The organism is Sphingomonas sp. Ant H11 (genome assembly GCF_000797515.1).
GTDB lineage: Bacteria > Pseudomonadota > Alphaproteobacteria > Sphingomonadales > Sphingomonadaceae > Sphingomonas.
Window position 1 is genome coordinate 1 of the sequence record NZ_JSBN01000094.1, and the last position, 19,072, is coordinate 19,072.

General features: G+C 65.1%; 18 protein-coding genes and 3 pseudogenes. 4 read left to right on the top strand and 17 right to left on the bottom strand.

Annotated features, from left to right (window positions below):
• Window positions 1–77 precede the first annotated feature (77 nt).
• The 8 genes and pseudogenes from sucD to NW75_RS16365 form a co-directional block, all read right to left on the bottom strand.
• Window positions 78–962, bottom strand: coding sequence for a succinate--CoA ligase subunit alpha (sucD, locus tag NW75_RS16330; protein WP_033966213.1), 885 nt, complete (start codon window positions 960–962; stop codon window positions 78–80).
• Window positions 963–1,023: 61 nt separating this feature from the next.
• Complete coding sequence (locus tag NW75_RS16335; RefSeq protein ID WP_033966214.1) at window positions 1,024–1,320, bottom strand: GIY-YIG nuclease family protein; 297 nt, start codon at window positions 1,318–1,320, stop codon at window positions 1,024–1,026.
• A gap of 51 nt (window positions 1,321–1,371) precedes the next feature.
• Window positions 1,372–2,333: pseudogene (mdh, locus tag NW75_RS16340) on the bottom strand (malate dehydrogenase).
• A gap of 150 nt (window positions 2,334–2,483) precedes the next feature.
• A complete protein-coding gene (locus tag NW75_RS16345; protein WP_052192463.1) occupies window positions 2,484–2,783 on the bottom strand; it encodes a hypothetical protein in 300 nt (99 codons plus the stop codon).
• Between the two features lie 10 nt (window positions 2,784–2,793).
• Entirely contained in the window at window positions 2,794–3,120 is a 327-nt protein-coding gene (locus NW75_RS16350; RefSeq protein ID WP_033966215.1) for a YbjQ family protein, read from the bottom strand.
• A gap of 60 nt (window positions 3,121–3,180) precedes the next feature.
• Entirely contained in the window at window positions 3,181–4,290 is a 1,110-nt protein-coding gene (gene zapE, locus NW75_RS16355) for a cell division protein ZapE (RefSeq protein ID WP_033966216.1), read from the bottom strand.
• A 46-nt stretch (window positions 4,291–4,336) separates the two neighbouring features.
• A complete protein-coding gene (locus NW75_RS16360) occupies window positions 4,337–4,798 on the bottom strand; it encodes a PaaI family thioesterase (protein WP_033966217.1) in 462 nt (153 codons plus the stop codon).
• Between the two features lie 118 nt (window positions 4,799–4,916).
• Window positions 4,917–5,702, bottom strand: coding sequence for a succinate dehydrogenase iron-sulfur subunit (locus NW75_RS16365; RefSeq protein ID WP_033966218.1), 786 nt, complete (start codon window positions 5,700–5,702; stop codon window positions 4,917–4,919).
• A 266-nt stretch (window positions 5,703–5,968) separates the two neighbouring features.
• On the opposite strand from NW75_RS16365, the gene NW75_RS16370 reads away from it, so the two are divergent.
• Window positions 5,969–6,712 (top strand): SDR family NAD(P)-dependent oxidoreductase, encoded by a 744-nt coding sequence (locus NW75_RS16370; protein WP_033966219.1) that lies wholly within the window; start codon window positions 5,969–5,971, stop codon window positions 6,710–6,712.
• Between the two features lie 57 nt (window positions 6,713–6,769).
• On the opposite strand, the gene NW75_RS16375 is transcribed toward NW75_RS16370, so the two are convergent.
• The 4 genes from NW75_RS16375 to sdhC form a co-directional block, all read right to left on the bottom strand.
• Entirely contained in the window at window positions 6,770–7,330 is a 561-nt protein-coding gene (locus tag NW75_RS16375) for an ATP-dependent Clp protease proteolytic subunit (protein WP_033966220.1), read from the bottom strand.
• A gap of 89 nt (window positions 7,331–7,419) precedes the next feature.
• Entirely contained in the window at window positions 7,420–9,222 is a 1,803-nt protein-coding gene (gene sdhA / locus NW75_RS16380) for a succinate dehydrogenase flavoprotein subunit (protein WP_033966221.1), read from the bottom strand.
• Entirely contained in the window at window positions 9,215–9,613 is a 399-nt protein-coding gene (sdhD, locus tag NW75_RS16385) for a succinate dehydrogenase, hydrophobic membrane anchor protein (RefSeq protein ID WP_033966222.1), read from the bottom strand. Before sdhD ends, sdhA begins: the two co-directional genes overlap by 8 nt.
• A 1-nt stretch (window position 9,614) precedes the next feature.
• On the bottom strand, window positions 9,615–10,025 hold the full coding sequence (gene sdhC / locus NW75_RS16390) for a succinate dehydrogenase, cytochrome b556 subunit (protein ID WP_081988796.1): 411 nt from the start codon (window positions 10,023–10,025) through the stop codon (window positions 9,615–9,617).
• 317 nt (window positions 10,026–10,342) lie between these two features.
• On the opposite strand from sdhC, the pseudogene NW75_RS27495 reads away from it, so the two are divergent.
• From NW75_RS27495 to NW75_RS16405, 3 genes and pseudogenes are all read left to right on the top strand, one after another.
• Window positions 10,343–11,685 (top strand): annotated as a pseudogene (locus tag NW75_RS27495) (methyl-accepting chemotaxis protein).
• Window positions 11,686–11,704: 19 nt separating this feature from the next.
• Window positions 11,705–13,084 carry a methyl-accepting chemotaxis protein gene (locus tag NW75_RS16400; protein WP_033966224.1) on the top strand — a complete coding sequence of 460 codons (1,380 nt, stop codon included), beginning with the start codon at window positions 11,705–11,707 and terminating at the stop codon, window positions 13,082–13,084.
• A 61-nt stretch (window positions 13,085–13,145) separates the two neighbouring features.
• A complete protein-coding gene (locus NW75_RS16405; RefSeq protein WP_033966238.1) occupies window positions 13,146–13,844 on the top strand; it encodes an SDR family NAD(P)-dependent oxidoreductase in 699 nt (232 codons plus the stop codon).
• Window position 13,845: 1 nt separating this feature from the next.
• On the opposite strand, the gene NW75_RS16410 is transcribed toward NW75_RS16405, so the two are convergent.
• From NW75_RS16410 to NW75_RS16425, 5 genes and pseudogenes are all read right to left on the bottom strand, one after another.
• Window positions 13,846–14,421, bottom strand: a complete 576-nt coding sequence (locus NW75_RS16410) for a nucleotidyltransferase family protein (protein WP_033966225.1) — start codon at window positions 14,419–14,421, stop codon at window positions 13,846–13,848.
• 4 nt (window positions 14,422–14,425) lie between these two features.
• On the bottom strand, window positions 14,426–15,346 hold the full coding sequence (locus NW75_RS16415) for an XdhC family protein (RefSeq protein ID WP_033966240.1): 921 nt from the start codon (window positions 15,344–15,346) through the stop codon (window positions 14,426–14,428).
• A 35-nt stretch (window positions 15,347–15,381) separates the two neighbouring features.
• Window positions 15,382–17,589 (bottom strand): xanthine dehydrogenase family protein molybdopterin-binding subunit, encoded by a 2,208-nt coding sequence (locus NW75_RS16420; RefSeq protein WP_033966242.1) that lies wholly within the window; start codon window positions 17,587–17,589, stop codon window positions 15,382–15,384.
• Window positions 17,586–18,561: pseudogene (locus NW75_RS24595) on the bottom strand (FAD binding domain-containing protein). The gene NW75_RS16420 and the pseudogene NW75_RS24595 overlap by 4 nt, the downstream one beginning before the upstream one ends.
• Entirely contained in the window at window positions 18,558–19,058 is a 501-nt protein-coding gene (locus tag NW75_RS16425) for a 2Fe-2S iron-sulfur cluster-binding protein (protein ID WP_137902839.1), read from the bottom strand. Before NW75_RS16425 ends, NW75_RS24595 begins: the two are co-directional and overlap by 4 nt.
• Between the last annotated feature and the right edge of the window lie 14 nt (window positions 19,059–19,072).

Below are 19,072 nucleotides of genomic sequence, written 5' to 3' on the forward strand. Positions count from 1 at the left end.
AGGACATCGGGCACTGTGCCCGTCACCCTCATCCGGCCCTGACGGGCCACCTTCTCCCACCGGGAGAAGGTTCTTGTTTAACCGTTCAACACCGCCAACAAGGTGGTGCCGAGCTCGCTGGGCGAGTCCGCGACACGGATCCCGGCGGCTTCCATCGCCGCGATCTTGTCTTCGGCACCACCCTGCCCGCCACTTACTATAGCACCGGCATGGCCCATGCGACGGCCCGGAGGTGCCGTGCGGCCCGCGATGAAACCTGCCATCGGCTTTTTGCGGCCGCGCTTGGCCTCGTCGATCAGGAACTGCGCCGCCTCTTCTTCAGCCGAGCCGCCGATTTCGCCGATCATGATGATCGACTTGGTCGCCTCATCGGCGAGGAACAGCTCGAGCACGTCGATGAAGTTGGTGCCGTTGACCGGATCGCCACCGATGCCGACCGCGGTCGTCTGACCGAGACCTGCATTCGACGTCTGGAACACCGCTTCATAGGTAAGCGTGCCCGAACGGCTGACAACCCCGACCGAACCCTGCCGGAAAATGCTGCCGGGCATGATGCCGATCTTGCACTCGCCAGGCGTCAGCACGCCCGGGCAGTTCGGGCCGATCAACCGCGACTTGGAGCCCGACAGCGCGCGCTTGACCTTGACCATGTCGAGCACGGGAATGCCCTCGGTGATCGTCACGATCAGCGGCACCTGCGCATCGATCGCTTCGAGGATCGAGTCGGCTGCGAAGGGCGGTGGAACGTAGATTACCGATGCGGTCGCGCCGGTCTTGGCGACCGCCTCGGCCACGGTGTCATACACCGGCAGATCGAGGTGCGTCGTGCCGCCCTTACCCGGGGTAACGCCGCCCACCATCTGCGTGCCATATTCCAGCGCCGCCTTGGTGTGGAAGCTGCCGGTCTCCCCGGTCATGCCCTGGGTGATGACCTTGGTATTCTTGTCGACGAGGATGCTCATAAGGGTCCTGCTCTTCGTTCAATTCCACCCCGCGAACGCCGGGGCCCAGTTGCGATTCGGCTCATGGCTGCGCGATCCGGTCGTAGAGATCTTCCCAATCCGGGTTGAGCCCTTCGATCTCATCGACTTTCCAGCGCCGCCTCCATTCCTTCATCTGCAGCTCGCGCTGCCTTGCATCTTCCCAGTCGGCTCGGGCTTCGTACCAAACCAGCAGCTTGCACCCGTATCGCTTCGTGAACCCTTCAACGAGTCCGTTGCGATGCTCCCAGGCGCGCTTGGCCAGATTTACCGTCGAACCCAGATAAATCGTGCCGTTGCGCTGACTGGCCATGATGTAGACATAAGCGTGTCCGTTCATCGCCAGCGTTCCACAACTGGGCCCCGGCGTTCGCGGGTGGTACTTACTCCCTTAGTTCAAGCTCGAATCGATCGCCTTGCAGGCAACCAGCAGCTCCTTGACCGCATCGACCGACACGGCAAGGTTCGCCTTGGCTTCGTCGTCGAGTTCGATCTCGACCACCTGCTCGACGCCGCCTGCACCGATCACCACCGGCACGCCGACATAGAGATTGTCGATGCCATATTGGCCGGTCAGGTGCGCCGCTGCCGGCAGCACGCGCTTCTGGTCATAGAGATAGCTTCCGCCATCGCGATGCCGCTGGTGGCAGGCGCATAATAAGCCGAACCGGTCTTGAGCAGCGCAACGATCTCGCCGCCGCCGCCCCGCGTACGCTTGACGATCGCGTCGATCTTTTCCTGAGTCGAACGGCCCATCTTGATGAGGTCGGGAACCGGGATACCCGACACCGCCGAATATTGGATCACGGGGACCATGGTGTCGCCGTGGCCGCCGAGCACGAAGCTGGTCACGTCCTTGACCGAAACATCGAACTCCTCGGCGAGGAAGTGGCTGAAGCGCGCCGAATCGAGCACGCCGGCCATGCCGACGACCTTGTTGTGCGGCAGACCCGAAAATTCGCGCAGCGCCCACACCATCGCATCGAGCGGGTTGGTGATGCAGATGACGAACGCGTCAGGCGCGTTGGCGGCGATGCCCTCGCCGACGGCCTTCATCACCTTGAGGTTGATGCCGAGCAGATCGTCGCGGCTCATGCCGGGCTTACGCGCGACACCGGCGGTGACGATGATGACGTCCGCGCCCGCGATGTCCTTGTAATCATTGGTGCCGGTGATCTTGGCATCGAAGCCCTCGACCGGCGAGCACTGGCTGAGATCGAGCGCCTTGCCCTGCGGTACGCCTTCGACCACGTCGAACAGAACGACATCGCCCAGGCCCTTCAGTGCTGCGAGATGGGCGAGCGTGCCGCCGATGTTGCCGGCGCCGATCAGCGCGATCTTCTTGCGAGCCATCGAATGTCCTTCTTCGCTGTGGCCGCGTGCGGCCGACCTGTCTCGGCCGCGTTCGGCCTGAACGCGCGCGGCTTAGGCCGGTTTCCCTGCGGGGCAACCCGAAAGAGAACGCCTTTGTCAAGGCTTATTGCACATGGTTCGCAAGTGCAATTATTTGACATCCGGGTGCTCCATTGCCACGTACCGCCGCTCGCCAGTCTTCGCATCAAACCATACCGACACCGGCTTGCCCGACGCATCGTCGATGAAACGCTCCGACGTCTCGCGCCAGTCAGGCCCCTGGGGCGCGCGCTGCACCGCGCCGTAGCGCACGCGCTCAAACGCAATGCCACCCGCCAGCAGCCCGGCCGCGACGACCGTCGGCCACGTTCCCGGATCCAGCACCACGCCAATCAGCGCGGCCGTCAAAAACAGCGCGGCGGCGACCAGCACGAAGGTACGCAGCATCATCGCCGGGGCTTCATTCGGGCGCGGGATCGAGCAGCACGGCGGTGCCGTACGCGACCACCTCGTTCATCGCCTGCGCGATCTCGCCCGAGTCGAAGCGCATCATCACCACCGCGTTCGCCCCCATCAGCGTGGCGTTGGCCACCATCCGGTCGATCGCGTGCCGCCGCGTATCCTCGACCAGCCTGGTATATTCGGGAATCTCGCCACCAACGATCGAGCGCAGGCTGGCGGTGATGTTGCCGCCAATCCCGCGACTGCGCACGACAACGCCAAACACCTGACCCAGCGTCGCGCGCACGGTGTGGCCGGGGACATTCTCGGTAGTGGTCACGAGCATGGCATGGCTCCCAAGGGCAGCAACTCCCTTAACGCGCCAACACGCCGCTGTTAAGCGGGTTCAGTCCGCGCCATGCCCCTGCGCCAGATAGGTTTCCGAACGCATCTCTTCCAGGCGGCTGATCGTACGGTCGAACTCGAAGCGGCCATCGCCCTTTTCGTAGAGCTGCGCCGGTTCGGCATCTGCGGCCGCCAGCAATTTGACCTTATGCTCATACAAAGCGTCGATCAGCGCCACGAACCGCGCCGCTTCATTGCGGTTTTCCGGCCCTAATTTGGGAATGCCGACCAGAATCACCGTATGAAAGCGCCGGGCGATCGCGATGTAATCGGCGGGCCCGCGCGCTTCCGCGCACAGTCGCTTGAAGCTGAACACCGCGACGCCTTTCAGCGCCTTGGGCACATGCAGCGTGCGGCCCTGCACGGTCAAATCCTCGGACGGCACGTGCGCGCGATCCTCGACCGGGAAATCGGTGAGGCGGAAAAAATCGCCCGAAAGGATGCGCGTCGCCTCCGGGCCGTTGGGCACCAGCCAGGTATCGACCTGACCCAAACGGTCGCGCCGATAATCGGTCGGGCCGTTGAGCGCGATCACGTCCAGCCGCGATTCGATCAAGGCGATGAAGGGCAGGAAATGCTCGCGGTTGAGGCCGTTCTTGTAGAGATCGATCGGCGGGCGGTTGGAAGTGGTCACCACCGTCACGCCTTCCTCGAGCAAGTGCGTGAACAGCCGCGACAGGATCATCGCATCGGGGCTGTTGGTCACCATCATCTCGTCAAAGGCGAGCAGCCGCGCTTCCTCGGCCAGCGCACGGGCAAGGCCCGGGATCGGATCGCCCTGCTCCTTGGCGCGTTCGATGGCGAGGCGCTGGTGCACCTCCAGCATGAATTCGGCAAAATGCACGCGCCGTTTCCGGCGGATATCGAGGCTGGTGTAGAACAAGTCCATCAGCATCGATTTGCCGCGCCCGACCCCGCCCCACAGATAAAGGCCACGGGGTGGCGCGGGCTTGCGGCCCAGCGCTCGCCACAAGGTGGAACCACGCTTGGGTGTTGCCTGCAGCGCCGTGGCGAGATCCGCCAGCCGCCGCGCCGCCGCCGCCTGTTCCGGATCGGGCTTGAGCTCGCCCGACGCGAGCAGCGCATCATAGCGCTTGAGGATGTCGGTCATCTGTCGCCGCTCGGCGCTTGAACGAAGCGGACGGACGCTCTGCGGCTCACTGATTGGCCCCCGGCGGCGTCGATTTGCGGAGCGTGCCCGTGAAACTGGCGATCGTCGGCGTGGCGTCCTGGACAATCAGCCCGCGCAGAAACAGCATGTTGCGCGTTTCCCGCAGCAATTCGACATGCGCCTCCAGCGGAACGCCGATCGCGCCGCCCCCGATGAGCTGCGCCGACAGATCGAGCGTCACCGCCCCGCCCGCCTGCAAGACACCGAAGCCGCGCGCCGCCGCGAACAGCGCGACATCCATGAAACCGAGCAAGGCCCCGCCATGCACATCGCCGCGCATATTGGAATGTTCGTGCCGCGGCAGCATCCGCACCCGCGCGATCGGGCCTTCGACCTTGACCAGCAACGGCTCGATAAAGCTGTTGAAGCGCGTCGGATCGCGAAACTGCCAGCGCTTCCATCCCGGCAGATCGGGATCGTCGTCATACGAAAAAGGAGCTTCAGTCAAAAACGCGACGATCCCCGATAGCCTGCTCCCCGCGGGAGACGACAGCCCCCGCAGCGCGGATTAGGGTGACGCAGGCGACCGTCGGCCTCACCCCAACCCTTCCCTCCAGGAGAGGGCGTTATACGATCCGTTCGACTTCCAGCTTCTTGATCTCGGCAATCGCCTTGGCCGGATTCAGACCTTTGGGACAGACGTTCGCGCAATTCATGATCGTGTGGCAGCGATACAGGCGGAACGGATCCTCCAGATCGTCAAGCCGCTCGCCGGTCATCTCGTCGCGGCTGTCGGCGAGCCAGCGATAGGCCTGCAACAGGATCGCCGGGCCGAGGAACTTGTCCGAATTCCACCAATAGCTCGGGCACGACGTCGAACAGCACGCGCACAGGATGCACTCGTACAGGCCATCGAGCTTTTCGCGATCTTCCGGCGACTGCAGCCGCTCCTTGCCCGAGGGCGGCGGCGTGACGGTCTGCAGCCACGGCTTGATCGAGCTGTACTGCGCATAGAAATGCGTGAAATCGGGGACCAGGTCCTTGATCACTTCCATATGCGGCAACGGCGTGATGCGCACGTCGCCCTTCACGTCTTCGATCGCCTTGGTGCAGGCGAGCGTGTTGGTGCCGTCGATGTTCATCGCGCACGATCCGCAAATCCCCTCGCGGCACGAGCGGCGGAAGGTGAGCGAGCTGTCCTGCTCGGACTTCATCTTGATCAGCGCGTCGAGCACCATCGGCCCGCACGAATCGAGATCGACCTCGAACGTGTCGTAATGCGGGTTTTCGCCGGCATCGGGATCGTAGCGGTAGATTTTGAAATTCTTGGTCCGCGACGCCTCGGCAGCGGCTTTATGCACCTTGCCGGTCTTCTTGATCTTAGAATTGGCGGGAAGAGAGAATTCGGCCATCGCTTGCTCGCGCTTTCCATCCGTGGGGAGCGGTACACCGCCCTAGAGTCTTATAGGCCGTACACAAGCAGGGGCCCGCTCGCAAACCCCTATGGCGACGAATTGCTGCAACTGCGATTGTCCATGCCGGTGCCCCGACGCATCAATCTTTGACGATGCAAAGAATAAGTAGCGGCACGGCGCGTTGAACGCGCAGGGCGCAACGCCATTTGCGAGGCAGCGCCGAAGACCCTCCAGCGGGCGGGCCGCGCCAGGGAATTCGCATCATGACCAGCAGACTCGAGGGCAAGAAAGCAATCGTGACCGGCGGATCGCGCGGGATTGGCGCGGCGATCGCCCGTCGGCTCGCCGCCGATGGCGCCGACGTCGTCATCACCTTTGCCGGCAATCAGGACGCCGCCAACCAGACCGTCGGTGCGATCACCGCCGCCGGCCGGAAGGGCTATGCAATCCAGGCCGACAGTGCCGATCCCGTCGCCCAGCGCGCCGCCATCAAGGAGGCGATCGAAAAGCTCGGCGGGCTCGACATCCTTGTCCACAATGCCGGAATCGCCGACTTCGCCTCGATCGAAACCGATCCGGCCGACTCGTTCCGGCTCCAGTTCGGTGTCAATGTCGACGGCGTGTTCGCCGGCACCGCAGCGGCAGTGCCGCTGATCGCCGATGGTGGACGGATCATCGTGATCGGCAGCATCAACGCGCACACCATGCCGATCGCAGGCGGCGCCATTTACGGCGCGACCAAGGCGGCGGTGGCCGGGCTGGTGCGCGGCTGGGCGCGTGACCTGGGATCACGCGGCATTCTGGTCAACGTCATCCAGCCGGGCCCGATCGACACCGACCTCAATCCCGCCGATGGCGAAATCGCCAAGCTGCTCACCCCCGGCATCGCGCTCGGCCGCTATGGCAAAGCGGACGAGGTGGCAGCGCTTGCCGCTTTCCTCGCCAGCGACGAAGCGTCGTACATCACCGGCGCGGCGATCGACATCGACGGCGGCTTCTCGCTGTAAGCGAAGGGCGGTGCCGGAAATTCCGGCACCGCCCGCCAGCGCCGCCGCGATACGCGGTTAAATCACGTCGAGCACCAGCCCCAGCGCGCGGGCTTCCTCGGCCTCAATGTACCAGTTGGACGGAGCCTTTTCGCGCAGTTCCTCGAAATCGACTCGGCTGCCCATCACGATGTCGCGAAAGCCTTCCTCCTCGATCAGGATCGAATGCTCGACTTCGTGCAAAGCCGCCTTGATTGAGGCGACGACCATGCGCAGCGGGCCGTTGAGGTTGAGCGTCTTGGTGATCGTGCGCTCATGGATCATCAGCCGCGTGTGCCGCGTGAGGAAGCGGCGATCGACCGGGAAGGCCGCCATGAACGTGGCACCTGCCGAATAGACCGCGACCTTGCCCAGGAACAGAATCTCGCGCCCGTCATGATCCTCGAGCAAACGGATATCGTCGGCCATCGTCCGCGCGACCTCGGGGTCGCCACCCAGCGTCGTTAGGGCGATGACGAGCGTGCCCTCGCCCGGGCATTGCTCGAGCTGCTGGCGGAAGCTTGAATACATCATCTGGTCGACCGGCCCCGACAAGCGAATGTGCGGGTTGGCGAGCAGGGGATAGCGGGGCTGGGACATGAGCGCGCAAACCTCCGACGCGCGCGAGAGTTCCGGCGCGATTGGCAAGATCCCGCCCTCCCTTGCAGAGGGAGGGCCGGGACGCGCGATCAGTATACGCGCTTCTTGGGCTTGATGTATTCGACGTCGTCGGTGAGCGTGTAGTCGTGCACCGGGCGGAAGCCGAGATCGACCGTGCCGTCCTTGCCGCCCCAACCGGTGAAGGTCGCGGTGGTGTGCTTCATCCAATTGACGTCGTCGCGATCGGGATGATCCTCGTTGACGTGCGCGCCGCGGCTTTCCTTGCGGTTGGCCGCCGAGTTCATCGTCACCACCGCTTGCGCCAGCAGATTGTCGAGTTCGAGCGTCTCGACGAGATCGGTGTTCCAGATCAGCGAGCGATCCTGCACATCGACATCGGCCAGGCGGCTATAGGTCGCACCAATCTTCTCGACGCCTTCGCTGAGCAGCGCATTGTCGCGGAATACCGCGCAATTCTTCTGCATCGTGCGCTGCATCTCCAGCCGGATCGCCGCGGTCGGCGAGCCGCCCTTAGCATTGCGGAAATGGTCGAGACGGCCGAGCGCCAGCTCTTCCGAGCCCTTTGGCAGCGGCCCGTGCGGCGTGTTGGGCTTGAGCGTCTCCTTCAGGCGCAGCCCGGTCGCGCGGCCGAACACCACGAGATCGATCAGGCTGTTGGAGCCAAGACGGTTCGCGCCATGCACCGAGACGCACGCCGCCTCGCCCACGGCGAACAGGCCCGGCACGACGCTGTCGGGGTTGCCGTCCTTCAACTGCACGACTTCGCCGTGGAAGTTACACGGGATGCCGCCCATATTGTAATGCACCGTCGGCGTGACCGGCAGCGGCTGGCGCGTCAGATCGACACCGGCGAAGATCTTGCCGGTCTCGGTGATGCCGGGCAGCCGCTCGTGCAGCACCTTGGGGTCGATATGGTCGAGGTGAAGGAAGATATGATCCTTCTCCTTGCCGACGCCGCGCCCCTCGCGCATTTCCATCGCCATCGAGCGCGACACGACGTCGCGGCTGGCGAGATCCTTGGCACTCGGCGCGTAGCGCTCCATGAAGCGCTCGCCCTCGGAGTTGGTCAGGTAACCACCCTCGCCGCGCGCGCCTTCGGTGATGAGCACGCCCGCGCCGTAAATGCCGGTCGGGTGGAACTGGACGAATTCCATGTCCTGCAACGGCAGCCCGGCGCGCAGCACCATCCCGCCGCCGTCGCCGGTGCAGGTATGGGCGGACGTCGCCGAGAAATAGGTACGGCCATAGCCGCCCGTCGCCAGCACGACCGCATGGCTGCGGAAACGGTGGATCGAGCCGTCATCCATGCACAACGCGATCACGCCACGGCACACGCCGTTTTCCATGATCAGGTCGAGCGCGAAATATTCGATGTAGAAGTCTGCGTCATACTTCAGGCTCTGCTGATACAGAGCGTGGAGCATCGCGTGGCCGGTACGGTCGGCCGCGGCGCAGGTGCGCTGCGCGGGTGGGCCTTCGCCCATATTCTGCATCATGCCGCCGAACGGACGCTGATAGATCTTGCCTTCGTTGGTGCGGCTGAACGGCACACCGGCATGTTCCAGCTCATACACCGCCTGCGGTGCCTCGCGGACCATATATTCGATCGCGTCCTGGTCGCCGAGCCAGTCGGACCCCTTGACGGTGTCGTACATGTGCCAGGTCCAGTGGTCCGGGCCCATATTGCCGAGGCTGGCGGCGATGCCGCCCTGTGCGGCCACGGTGTGGCTGCGCGTCGGGAACACCTTGGTGATGCACGCGGTCTTCAGCCCGGCTTCGGCGCTGCCCATCGTCGCGCGCAGGCCCGAGCCCCCGGCACCCACGACAACCGTGTCATAGGTATGGTCGATGATCTTATATGCCTCAGGCATGCGGCGCTCCGGTGGTGGCGGTGAAGGCGACCTTGAGGATCGCGAAAAGGGCGATGGCGGCGGTGCCGAAAGTGAAGAAGTTGAGGATCAGCAGCCACGCGACGCGTGCTGCGCCGTGGACATAATCCTCGATCAGCACCTGCAGGCCGAGTCGGAAATGGTAGAAGACCGACACGATCAGCAAGCCCATCGGGATCGCCGCCCAGGGCGATTGCAGCCAGCCGCGCGCGGTGTCGTAATCATAAGCAGGCATCCGCGCGATCGCGACGAAGAACCAGACCATCAGGAACAGGTTTGCCGCTGCGGTGACACGCTGCGCCCACCAGTGATGCGCGCCTTCCTTGGCGCTGCCGAGGCCGCGCACGCGGCCGAGTTCGGTTCCATTGCCCATCTTATTTCACCATCAGCAAATAGGCCCAGAAGGCCACGGTCGCGAGGACCGAAAATACCATCGTCGCGATCGACCCGACGCGATTGCCCTTCAGTTCATAACCGGCCCCGGTATCCAGCACGAAATGGCGGATGCCGGTGGCGAGATGCTGAAAAAAGCACAGCGTCAAGCCGATGCCAAACAGATAGCCGAGCGCCCCGCCCAGCCATTCGCCAAACACGAAGGTGAAGGTCGCATAGCTCTTGGCACCACCGGCCAGCGCCGCGAGCCACCACACCAGCACCACGGTGCCGACCGTCGCCATGCCATCGCCGGTGATGCGGTGAACGATCGAGACGATCATGTGCGGACCCGGTTTCCAGATCGACAGATGCGGGCTGAGCGGGCGGGCGCGGGGAGCAGAGCTGGCCAAGGCGGAACGTCCTCGTCGATTGATGGGTCGAAATGTGCGGTCTGATACAGGTGTGCTCTCTTAGACACCGAAGCGCGCGATGCAAGGTTTGTAGGCTGCTTGTGCGCATGCAATCGCTACATGCGCCCCCGGGCACTGGTGGCGAACATGCCGACATCGCCCGCAGCGCGGTTGGCCAGAGCGAATCGAAGGGGCGATCGTCGCAGGGCGGCAACCGCGCTTACCGCGCATTAACCAAATCGCGCTACGCCATGTGTCGGACCGTCCGCTTCATCGGTCATGCCAGACACGGAGTTTTCGCCTTGACCGTCAATGAATTGCCCAATCCCGGCACGGTTGCTGCGACGATCGACATCCGGGCGCGGCTGCGCGCGTTCGATTCCGACAATTCGCTGGAGAGTGCGGCACGCGACGTGTGGACGATCCTGGAGCCCGATGCCGCAGACATCGCGCTGGCGTTCTGGGCCCAGTGGCGGCGCGCGAGTCCCGGCGCGCAAAGCTGGCAACCGCATGAAGAAACCAAGATGGTCGAACTTGGCGTCACCTATCTGCGCCACCGTTTCTGCGACGTGTCCGGGCGCCTGTGGGTCGAGTCGATGGAGCGCTCGGTCGCCTCGGGCTACAAGGCGGGGGTCTCGACCATGGCTTTGCTGTCGATGACCTGCGCCAGCGATCGAGCCGCTCTGGAAATTCTGTTCAAGCGCGTGAAATCGGACGACCCGCGCTTGCCGACGTTCATTGATACGGTGATGCGCCTGACCGGCCTCGAAGCCGAGATCACCGTCGAAATCTACAACGCATTCCGCGCTCACACCGCGCGCGGCGAACGCGACCGGCTGGCGATCGACTTCCGCGAAGGAATCGCTGCCACAGTCGAACAGGCGACCCAGGAATCGGAAGTGCTGCGCGGCCAATCGGTCAAAACCTCCACCTCGGCGCGCGGAATGCTGGGCAAGACCAGCGAAGTCGCCGCAGCAGCCGAGCAATCGGCGATGGCGATGCGCGAAGCAGCGCAAACCGCCGCCGGGCTTATCCGCGCGATCGAGGACGCGCGCACCGAAGTCGAAGCCGCCGCCGAAATCGCGACGCGCGCCTCGTCCCAGGCTGGTGCTGCGGTCGCATGTCGGAGACGCTCAGCGACCACGCCAAGTCGATCGAATCGATCCTCGGTCTCATCCGCGACATTGCCGGGCAGACCAATCTGCTCGCGCTCAACGCCACGATCGAGGCCGCCCGCGCGGGCGATGCCGGGCGCGGCTTTGCCGTGGTTGCGCAGGAAGTGAAGAGCCTCGCCAACCAGACCGCACGCGCGACCGACGACATCGCCGCCAAGATCGCCGCGATCCAGTCCGCCACGCGCTCGACGGTCGAGACCAACGCCTCGATCAAGGCGACCGTTTCGGAAGTGCAGGAAAGCGCCAACCGCATCCGCTATGCGATGGAAGCGCAGGCGCAGACCGTCACCGCGATCACCGCCGCCGTCGATGAAACCGCGCTGGCCGCGGATTCGATGTCCAACACCATCACCGCGATCCGCGAGGACACCGAAAGCGTTGCCTCCGAGATCGACCGCGTCGGGCGCGGTTTCGACTCGCTCGATACGAAACTTGGCATGCTCAAGAACAGCGCGAGCGAATTCGTCGCGAAAGTCGCTGCATGAGCCCTGGAGAGGATCTGACATGGCTGGAAGCGGGACGCCCGAGGGCGCGACCGCCGGCGGGTGGAGTGGCGTAAGCCGCACTGCCGCCGCGCGCGTCGCGGACTATGATTGGGATGGCAGTGTCGCCGCCGCCTCCGCCGAAATTGCGGACGCCATCGTCGGCCATGAAGGCGAAATCGCGCGCGCTTTCTGGGAGTATTATCTCTCGCTGCCGCAAACGGCGCATATCCGGGGGTTCTTCACGCCCGACTATCTGTCCGCGCGCGTGGCGCACAGCGCAAAATATACCCGCGCCAAATATGCCGCGCCGCTGGACGACGATTGGATGCGCATGGCGATCCGCCACGCCACCGATTCGCAAAAGGCCAATATTCCGTTGCCAGCGCTGCTGACCTCGTTGAGCTTCGCGCATAGCCGTACGCTCGAACGGATCGAGGCGAAGCTCGGGATGGGGTCCCCCCGGCTGCGGGTGCTGGCGGATTGCGTGCAGCGACTTGGGCTGGTTGAGGCCGACGTCATGGCATCGCATCTCGGCGCACGCGATGCCGAGCGGGCCCGCGACGAGCGCCGCACGCGGTCAAGCGCGTTCAGCGCGACCATCGCCGGATCGATCGAGGGCACCGCCGCGCTCGGCAATCGCATCCGCATTCAGGCGCAGGGCGCTGCGCGATCGGCGCGCGGGATGCTGGGCAAGACCAGCGAAGTCGCGGCTGCGGCCGAGCAATCGGCGATGGCGATGCGCGAAGCCGCACAGACCGCCGCCGGGCTGATCCGCGCGATCGAGGATGCGCGCACCGAGGTCGAAGCCGCCGCCGAAATCGCGACCCGCGCCTCGACTCAGGCGGGGGCTGCGGTCGGCATGTCGGAGACGCTCAGCGACCATGCCAAGTCGATCGAATCGATCCTCGGGCTCATTCGCGACATTGCCGGGCAGACCAACCTCCTCGCGCTCAACGCCACGATCGAGGCCGCGCGCGCTGGCGATGCCGGGCGCGGCTTTGCCGTCGTTGCGCAGGAAGTGAAGAGCCTCGCCAGCCAGACCGCCCGCGCCACCGACGACATCGCCGCCAAGATCGCCGCGATCCAGTCGGCCACGCGCTCGACCGTCGCGACCAACGCCTCGATCAAATCGACCGTGGCCGAGGTGCAGGAAAGCGCCAACCGCATCCGCTACGCGATGGAGGCACAGGCGCAGACCGTCACCGCGATCACCGCCGCCGTCGACGAAACCGCGCTCGCCGCCGATTCGATGTCTAACACGATCACCGCGATCCGCGAGGACACCGAAAGCGTTGCGGGGGAAATCGAAACGCTCGAACACGATTTCGGCGAGGTCGATGATCGTCTTGGGGGCCTGAAGCGCGCCGCTGATACCTTCTCGGCCAGCGTCGCGGCCTGACCGCGCGCCATCACGAGCGAGCGATATGGCGGCGACCGCGATCGCCCGCTACACCGGGCGCATGACCCATATTCTCCTCACCGGTTCCTCGCGCGGTATCGGTGCCGCGACGCTGACGGCGCTACAGGCGGCTGGTGCCACCGTCATCGGACAGGGGACCGCAAGCGGCATCCCGGCCGACTTTGCCGATCCGGCGGCACCGCGCGCGCTGTGGGACGCGGCGCTCGCCGCGCATGGCGGGCGGATCGACGTGCTGATCAACAATGCCGGGGTGTTCGAAGCCAATCCGATCACGCGCGACGATGCCGCCTGGGTTGCGGAATGGGAGCGCACAATGCGCATCAACCTGACCGCCGCCGCGGAATTGTGCCGCCTCGCGGTGCTGCACTGGCAGGACCGTGGGACCGGTGGGCGGATCGTCAACATCGCCAGCCGCGCCGCCTATCGCGGCGATTCGCCGCAGCATTGGCATTATGCCGCGTCCAAAGCGGGCATGGTCGCGATGACCAAGAGCATCGCGCGCGGCTATGCCAAGGACGGCATTCTTGCCTTTGCGGTCTGTCCCGGCTTCACCATGACCGGCATGGCCGAAGAGTATCTGGAGAGTCGCGGCGGGGACAAATTGCTCGCCGACATTCCGCTCGGCCGCGTGGCTAGCCCCGAGGAAGTCGCCGAGGTCGCCCGCTTCCTCGCACTCGATGCGCCGCCATCGATGACGGGCGCAGTGCTCGACGTGAACGGCGCGAGCTACGTGCGCTAAGTCAACGCAACGCGCGCAAGCGTTCGAGATCCTCGGGCCGGTCGATATCGAGCAATTCGGCCTCGGGCGCGATCACATGCCGCCCGGCCCGCACCATTGCGCGACCGCCTTCATCGCCGCTCAGCGTCATCAGCGCATCGAACTGATCGACCCCGAACAATGCGGGCGGGCTGCTGTGAACCCCGTTACTCGACGCGACCACCGCATCCGGGCCGCTCGCCGCCTCGAGCAAGCGGTGGATGTGCGTCGCGGTCACGCGCGGCATATCGGCCAGAGCGATCACCACCGCTGCGCAGCCAATCTCGCGCGCCGCCGCGACGCCGAGCTTGACCGATCCCGACATGCCGTCATCGGGATTGTGATTGTGGAGCACGGCATAGCCCCGGCTGGCGAAATCGAGCTCGGTGCCCGAACATACCACGAAGCGCGCCTTGAACGGCACGTCCTCCAGCGCAGTGACGACATGATAGGCCAGCGGCTTGCCGAGAAAGGGTTCCTGCAATTTGTCCGCGTCACCGAACCGGCGCGATCGCCCGGCCGCGAGCAGGATCAGCACGCACTCTTCGACCGCGATCATCGCTTCAGTCCTTCCGGTTGAACGCTCCTACCATGGCCGCCGCGATCGACAGCGCGATTTCGGCGGGGCCGATCGCGCCGATATCGAGCCCGACCGGCGCATCGATGCGATCGATGTCCGTGTCTGCAACGCCCGCCGCCGCCAAACGCTCCCGCCGTGCGGCATGGCTGCGGCGCGAACCGAGCGCGCCGACATAGGCGGTGGGCCGCGCAAGTGCTGCAACCAGCGCCGGATCGTCGATCTTGGTGTCGTGGCTGAGCGTGACCACCGCGCTTGCCGGACCCGGGTCGAGCGCTTCGATCGCCTCGTCGGGCCAGCGATCGTCGAGCGTGACGCCGGGGAAACGCTCCTCGGTCAGGAAGCGCGCACGCGGATCGATGATCGTCACCTGGATGCCCAATTGCCGCGCGAGACCAGCCAGCGCCTGCGCGATCTGCACCGCACCGACGATGAACAGCCGCCGCGGCGGATCATAGCGATTGACGAACGCCGCGCCCTCCAGCGGGCGCAGCGAACTTTGCCCGCTGGCAAGATCGGTCGACACCGCCAACGCCTCGCCGCTCGCCTGCGCCTCGGCAATGCGGTCGAACAGTTCGGGGTCGAAGCCTTCGGCCGATACCGGCTGCACCAGCACGGAAATCTCGCCGCCGCACGGCAGGCCGACTTCCCAGGCGGCGGCATCGGCCACGCCATAGTTTTTGAGCTGGAACGGCGCGCCCGCAATCACCTCGGCGGCGGTCGCCAAGATGTCGCTCTCGACACAGCCGCCCGACACCGAGCCTTCAAACCGCCCGTCGGCATGGACGATCATATGGCTGCCACGCGGGCGCGGGGCCGATCCCCAGGTCGATACCACCGTGGCGAGCGCGAGCGGCGCGCCCTTCCACTGCGCGGCGGCGTTCAGCACGGAATCGTTATCGGCCATCATCTTCTCCTGATCCTCCCCGTTCCGGGGAGGAGTCACATTTCCGGCAAACCGGACACTATCTTGTCGAGCGTCAGCGGAAAGTCGCGTACGCGCACGCCGCAGGCATTGTAGATCGCGTTGGTCACCGCCGCGCCCGCGCCGGAAATCGACAATTCGCCCAATCCCTTCACCCCGATCGGATTGGCATGGGTGTCGATCTCTTCGAGGAACAGCACGTCGAGCGGCGGCACGTCGGCATGGCTCGGCACATGATATTCGCCCAGGTCATGGTTGACGAACTGGCCGTGGCGCTGGTCGAGCACCGCTTCCTCCATCAGCGCATAGCCAATGCCCCAGATCATCCCGCCAATCGCCTGGCTGCGCGCCAGCTTCGCGTTGAGGATTCGCCCGGCCTCGAACACGCCAAGCATGCGCCGCACGCGCACTTCGCCCGTCACGGCATTCACCGCAACTTCGGCGAATTGCGCACCGTGCGCCGCCTGGCTGAAGGTGCGGGCATTGGAGCCTTGCGAAATCTTGCCCATCGCCACCAGCGGCGCGTCACCAACCAGTTCGGCGAGCGGCACGCGCCGGTTGCCGGCGACCGCATGACCGTCCTTCAACGTCATGTCCTGCGCCTTGGCCCCCATCCGCTCGGCCAGCGTCGCGACGATGTCCTCGCACGCCAGCGCGACCGAGGACCCCGCGCTCGCCGCACCGAACGACCCGCCCGAGCCCGCGCCCGGCGGCAAATCGGTATCGCCCAGGATCACGTCGATCTGCTCCATCGGCAGCCCCAGCGCCTCGCCCGCAATCTGCGCGAGGATCGTGTAGCTGCCAGTGCCGATATCGGTCATGTCGGTTTCGATCCGCGCGCGGCCATCGGGCGACAGCGTCACGCGCGCTTCCGAATCGACCAGCAGGTTGATCCGCACCGCTGCCGACACGCCCATGCCGATCAGCCATTCACCTTCGCGCACCTGCCCCGGTTGCGCCGAACGCTTGGCCCAGCCAAAGGCCTCCGCCCCGCGATCAAGACAAGCGACCAGCCCGCGCGTCGAAAAGGGCGCACCCGTCATCGGATCGACCTTCGGCTCGTTCAGCTTGCGAAAGTCGATCGGATCGCGGCCCAGCGCCTCGGCCATCTCGTCCATCGCGCTTTCCAGAGCGAGCGTGCCGACCGCCTCGCCCGGCGCGCGCACCGCGCCCGCCATCACCATGTCGAGCGTGACCACCTTGTGGCTGAAATGCCGGACCGGTGCCTCGTAAAGCGAGATCGACCCCAAAGCGACCGGCTCCATGAAACCGCCATCGGGACCTTGGCTAATGACACTGTCATGCCCGACCGCCAGCAGCTTGCCCTCTTCGGTCGCGGCGAGGCGGATGCGCTGATGGGTGTCGGTGCGGCGATACACGTTGTGGAACAATTGGCGGCGCGCCATCGCGATCTTGACCGGACGCCCGAGCTTCTGCGCGGCGATTGCCGCCAGCACCGCATCCGGCCCCAGCATCTTTCCGCCGAAGCCACCGCCAATATAGGGTGACAGGATTCGCACCTTTTCGTCGGCAACGCCCAGCGACTTGGCCAGCACTTGCCGCGCGACCTTGAGGATCTGCAGACTGGAATGCAGCGTCAGCGAATCGCCATTCCAGATCGCAACCGAGGCGTGCGGCTCCATCGCGGCATGGACGTGGTTGGGCGTGGTATAGATTTGGTCGATCGTCACCGCCGCCTGCGCCATGGCGGCTTCGATATCGCCCTTGGCAATGTCCTGCAGCCGCGAATCCTTGGGCGGGCCGCTCGCTTTGTCGATATCGGCCATCGTGTCGAAATGGCCGGGTTCGATGGCGACATGCACGCGCACCGCCTTCGCCGCCGCGCGCGCCGCCTCGAAACTGGTCGCCACCGCAACGCCGACGACCTGATCCCAATGGTCGATCTCGTCGTTCCCTGTATGAGCCGGGCCGAACGCCGCCGCCTGGCGCGGGATGCGCGGATCATCGACGATGATGTCGAGCACATCGGGTAGCGCGCGCGCGGCATCGGTATCGATGCCCGTCACCTTACCCTTGGCGGCGGGCGCTGTGATCAGATAGCCGTACGCCACCTCGCCTTCGACCAGATGCTCATAACCATAATGTGCCGCGCCGCTGACCTTGAGCGCGCCTTCGCTGCGGTCAAGCGCGGCACCGAGCACGCCTTGCACGCCGCGATCCATTGCGAGGCCGGGATGATCGGCATCCATCGTAAAGTCGCTCATGCACCTGCTCCTGTCAGCGTGCGCAGCGTCGCGATCAGCGTCCGGCGCGCGAGCGGTATCTTGAAATCGTTCGCGCCGTGGCCCCCTGGCGTCGGCCAGCAGCGCATCCGCCGCAGCCGCAAACACGGCGTCACTCGGCGCTTGCCCGACCAGCGCGGCCTCGACCGCCGAGTCGCGCCACGGCATCGGCGCAAGCCCGCCAAACGCCAGCGCGGCGGAGGCGATCTTCCCGTCCACAACCGCAACCACCCCCGCCACCGACACCAAGGCAAAGGCATAAGACGCGCGGTCGCGCACCTTGCGATAGGCCTGCGCACCGGCAGGCGGCACGGGCAGTTCGACATGGGTGATGAGTTCGCCCGGCCGGAGCACCGTCTCGATTTCGGGCGTATCCCCCGGCAAGCGATAGAAATCGCCGATCGCGATCCGGCGCTTGTCACCGTCAGAGGTGAGCGTGACGATCGTCGCATCCAGCGCGCGCAAGGCCACCGCCATGTCGCTGGGGTTGGTGGCGATGCACTGCTCGCTGGTCCCGAGAATCGCGAGATTGCGGTTGAACCCGTCCATCGCCGAACAGCCCGCGCCGGGGTCGCGCTTGTTGCACGCCATCGCGGTATCATAGAAATACGGGCAACGCGTGCGCTGGAGCAGATTGCCGCCGGTCGTGGCCTTGTTGCGCAATTGCCCGGAGGCTCCAGCGAGCAAAGCGCGGCTCAGCACCGGATAATCGGCGATCACCTGCATGTTCGCAGCAAGGTCGCTATTGGGCACCAACGCCCCGATCGTCAGCCCGCCATCGCCGCGCCGCTCGACCCGTGCGAGATCGAGCCGGCTGATGTCGACCAGTTTCTCCGGCGTTTCGATCTGCAGCTTCATCAGATCGAGCAAATTGGTGCCGCCCGCAATGAAGCGGCCACCGGCGGCGACCGCAGCTTCGGGGCTCTCGGCGCGGCTGTAGGTGAAGGTCTTCATGCGCGCTCCGCCCCCGCGACTTCGGCAATGGCATCGACGATATTGGGATAGGCCGAACAGCGACACAGATTGCCGCTCATCCGCTCCGAAATCTCAGCCCCGTCGAGCGTGACCGTTTCCAGATCGGCACTGACATGGCTCGGCCAGCCCTTGGCCATCTCATCGAGCATCCCGACCGCCGAACAAATCTGCCCCGGCGTGCAATAGCCGCATTGATAACCGTCATGTTTGATGAAGGCGGCCTGCAGCGGATGCAGGTCCTCTGCGCTGCCAAGTCCTTCTATCGTCAGAATGTCATCATCCTGATGCATCACCGCCAAAGTGAGACATGCATTGATCCGTCGGCCGTTGACCAGCACCGTGCACGCACCGCACTGGCCATGGTCGCAGCCCTTCTTCGTTCCCGTCAGCCCGAGATGTTCGCGTAGCACATCGAGCAGTGAGGCACGGATATCGGGCTCGACCGTATGGGTCGCGCCATTGATGGTGAAATGCATTGAGGCTCGCCTCC

Coding starts and splice junctions, on each gene's coding strand:
- sucD (WP_033966213.1), bottom strand. CDS start 962: ATGAGCATCCTCGTCGACAAGAATACCAAGGTCATCACCCAGGGCATG.
- NW75_RS16335 (WP_033966214.1), bottom strand. CDS start 1,320: ATGAACGGACACGCTTATGTCTACATCATGGCCAGTCAGCGCAACGGC.
- NW75_RS16345 (WP_052192463.1), bottom strand. CDS start 2,783: ATGATGCTGCGTACCTTCGTGCTGGTCGCCGCCGCGCTGTTTTTGACG.
- NW75_RS16350 (WP_033966215.1), bottom strand. CDS start 3,120: ATGCTCGTGACCACTACCGAGAATGTCCCCGGCCACACCGTGCGCGCG.
- zapE (WP_033966216.1), bottom strand. CDS start 4,290: ATGACCGACATCCTCAAGCGCTATGATGCGCTGCTCGCGTCGGGCGAG.
- NW75_RS16365 (WP_033966218.1), bottom strand. CDS start 5,702: ATGGCCGAATTCTCTCTTCCCGCCAATTCTAAGATCAAGAAGACCGGC.
- NW75_RS16370 (WP_033966219.1), top strand. CDS start 5,969: ATGACCAGCAGACTCGAGGGCAAGAAAGCAATCGTGACCGGCGGATCG.
- NW75_RS16375 (WP_033966220.1), bottom strand. CDS start 7,330: ATGTCCCAGCCCCGCTATCCCCTGCTCGCCAACCCGCACATTCGCTTG.
- sdhA (WP_033966221.1), bottom strand. CDS start 9,222: ATGCCTGAGGCATATAAGATCATCGACCATACCTATGACACGGTTGTC.
- sdhD (WP_033966222.1), bottom strand. CDS start 9,613: ATGGGCAATGGAACCGAACTCGGCCGCGTGCGCGGCCTCGGCAGCGCC.
- NW75_RS16400 (WP_033966224.1), top strand. CDS start 11,705: ATGGCTGGAAGCGGGACGCCCGAGGGCGCGACCGCCGGCGGGTGGAGT.
- NW75_RS16405 (WP_033966238.1), top strand. CDS start 13,146: ATGACCCATATTCTCCTCACCGGTTCCTCGCGCGGTATCGGTGCCGCG.
- NW75_RS16410 (WP_033966225.1), bottom strand. CDS start 14,421: ATGATCGCGGTCGAAGAGTGCGTGCTGATCCTGCTCGCGGCCGGGCGA.
- NW75_RS16415 (WP_033966240.1), bottom strand. CDS start 15,346: ATGGCCGATAACGATTCCGTGCTGAACGCCGCCGCGCAGTGGAAGGGC.
- NW75_RS16420 (WP_033966242.1), bottom strand. CDS start 17,589: ATGAGCGACTTTACGATGGATGCCGATCATCCCGGCCTCGCAATGGAT.
- NW75_RS16425 (WP_137902839.1), bottom strand. CDS start 19,058: ATGCATTTCACCATCAATGGCGCGACCCATACGGTCGAGCCCGATATC.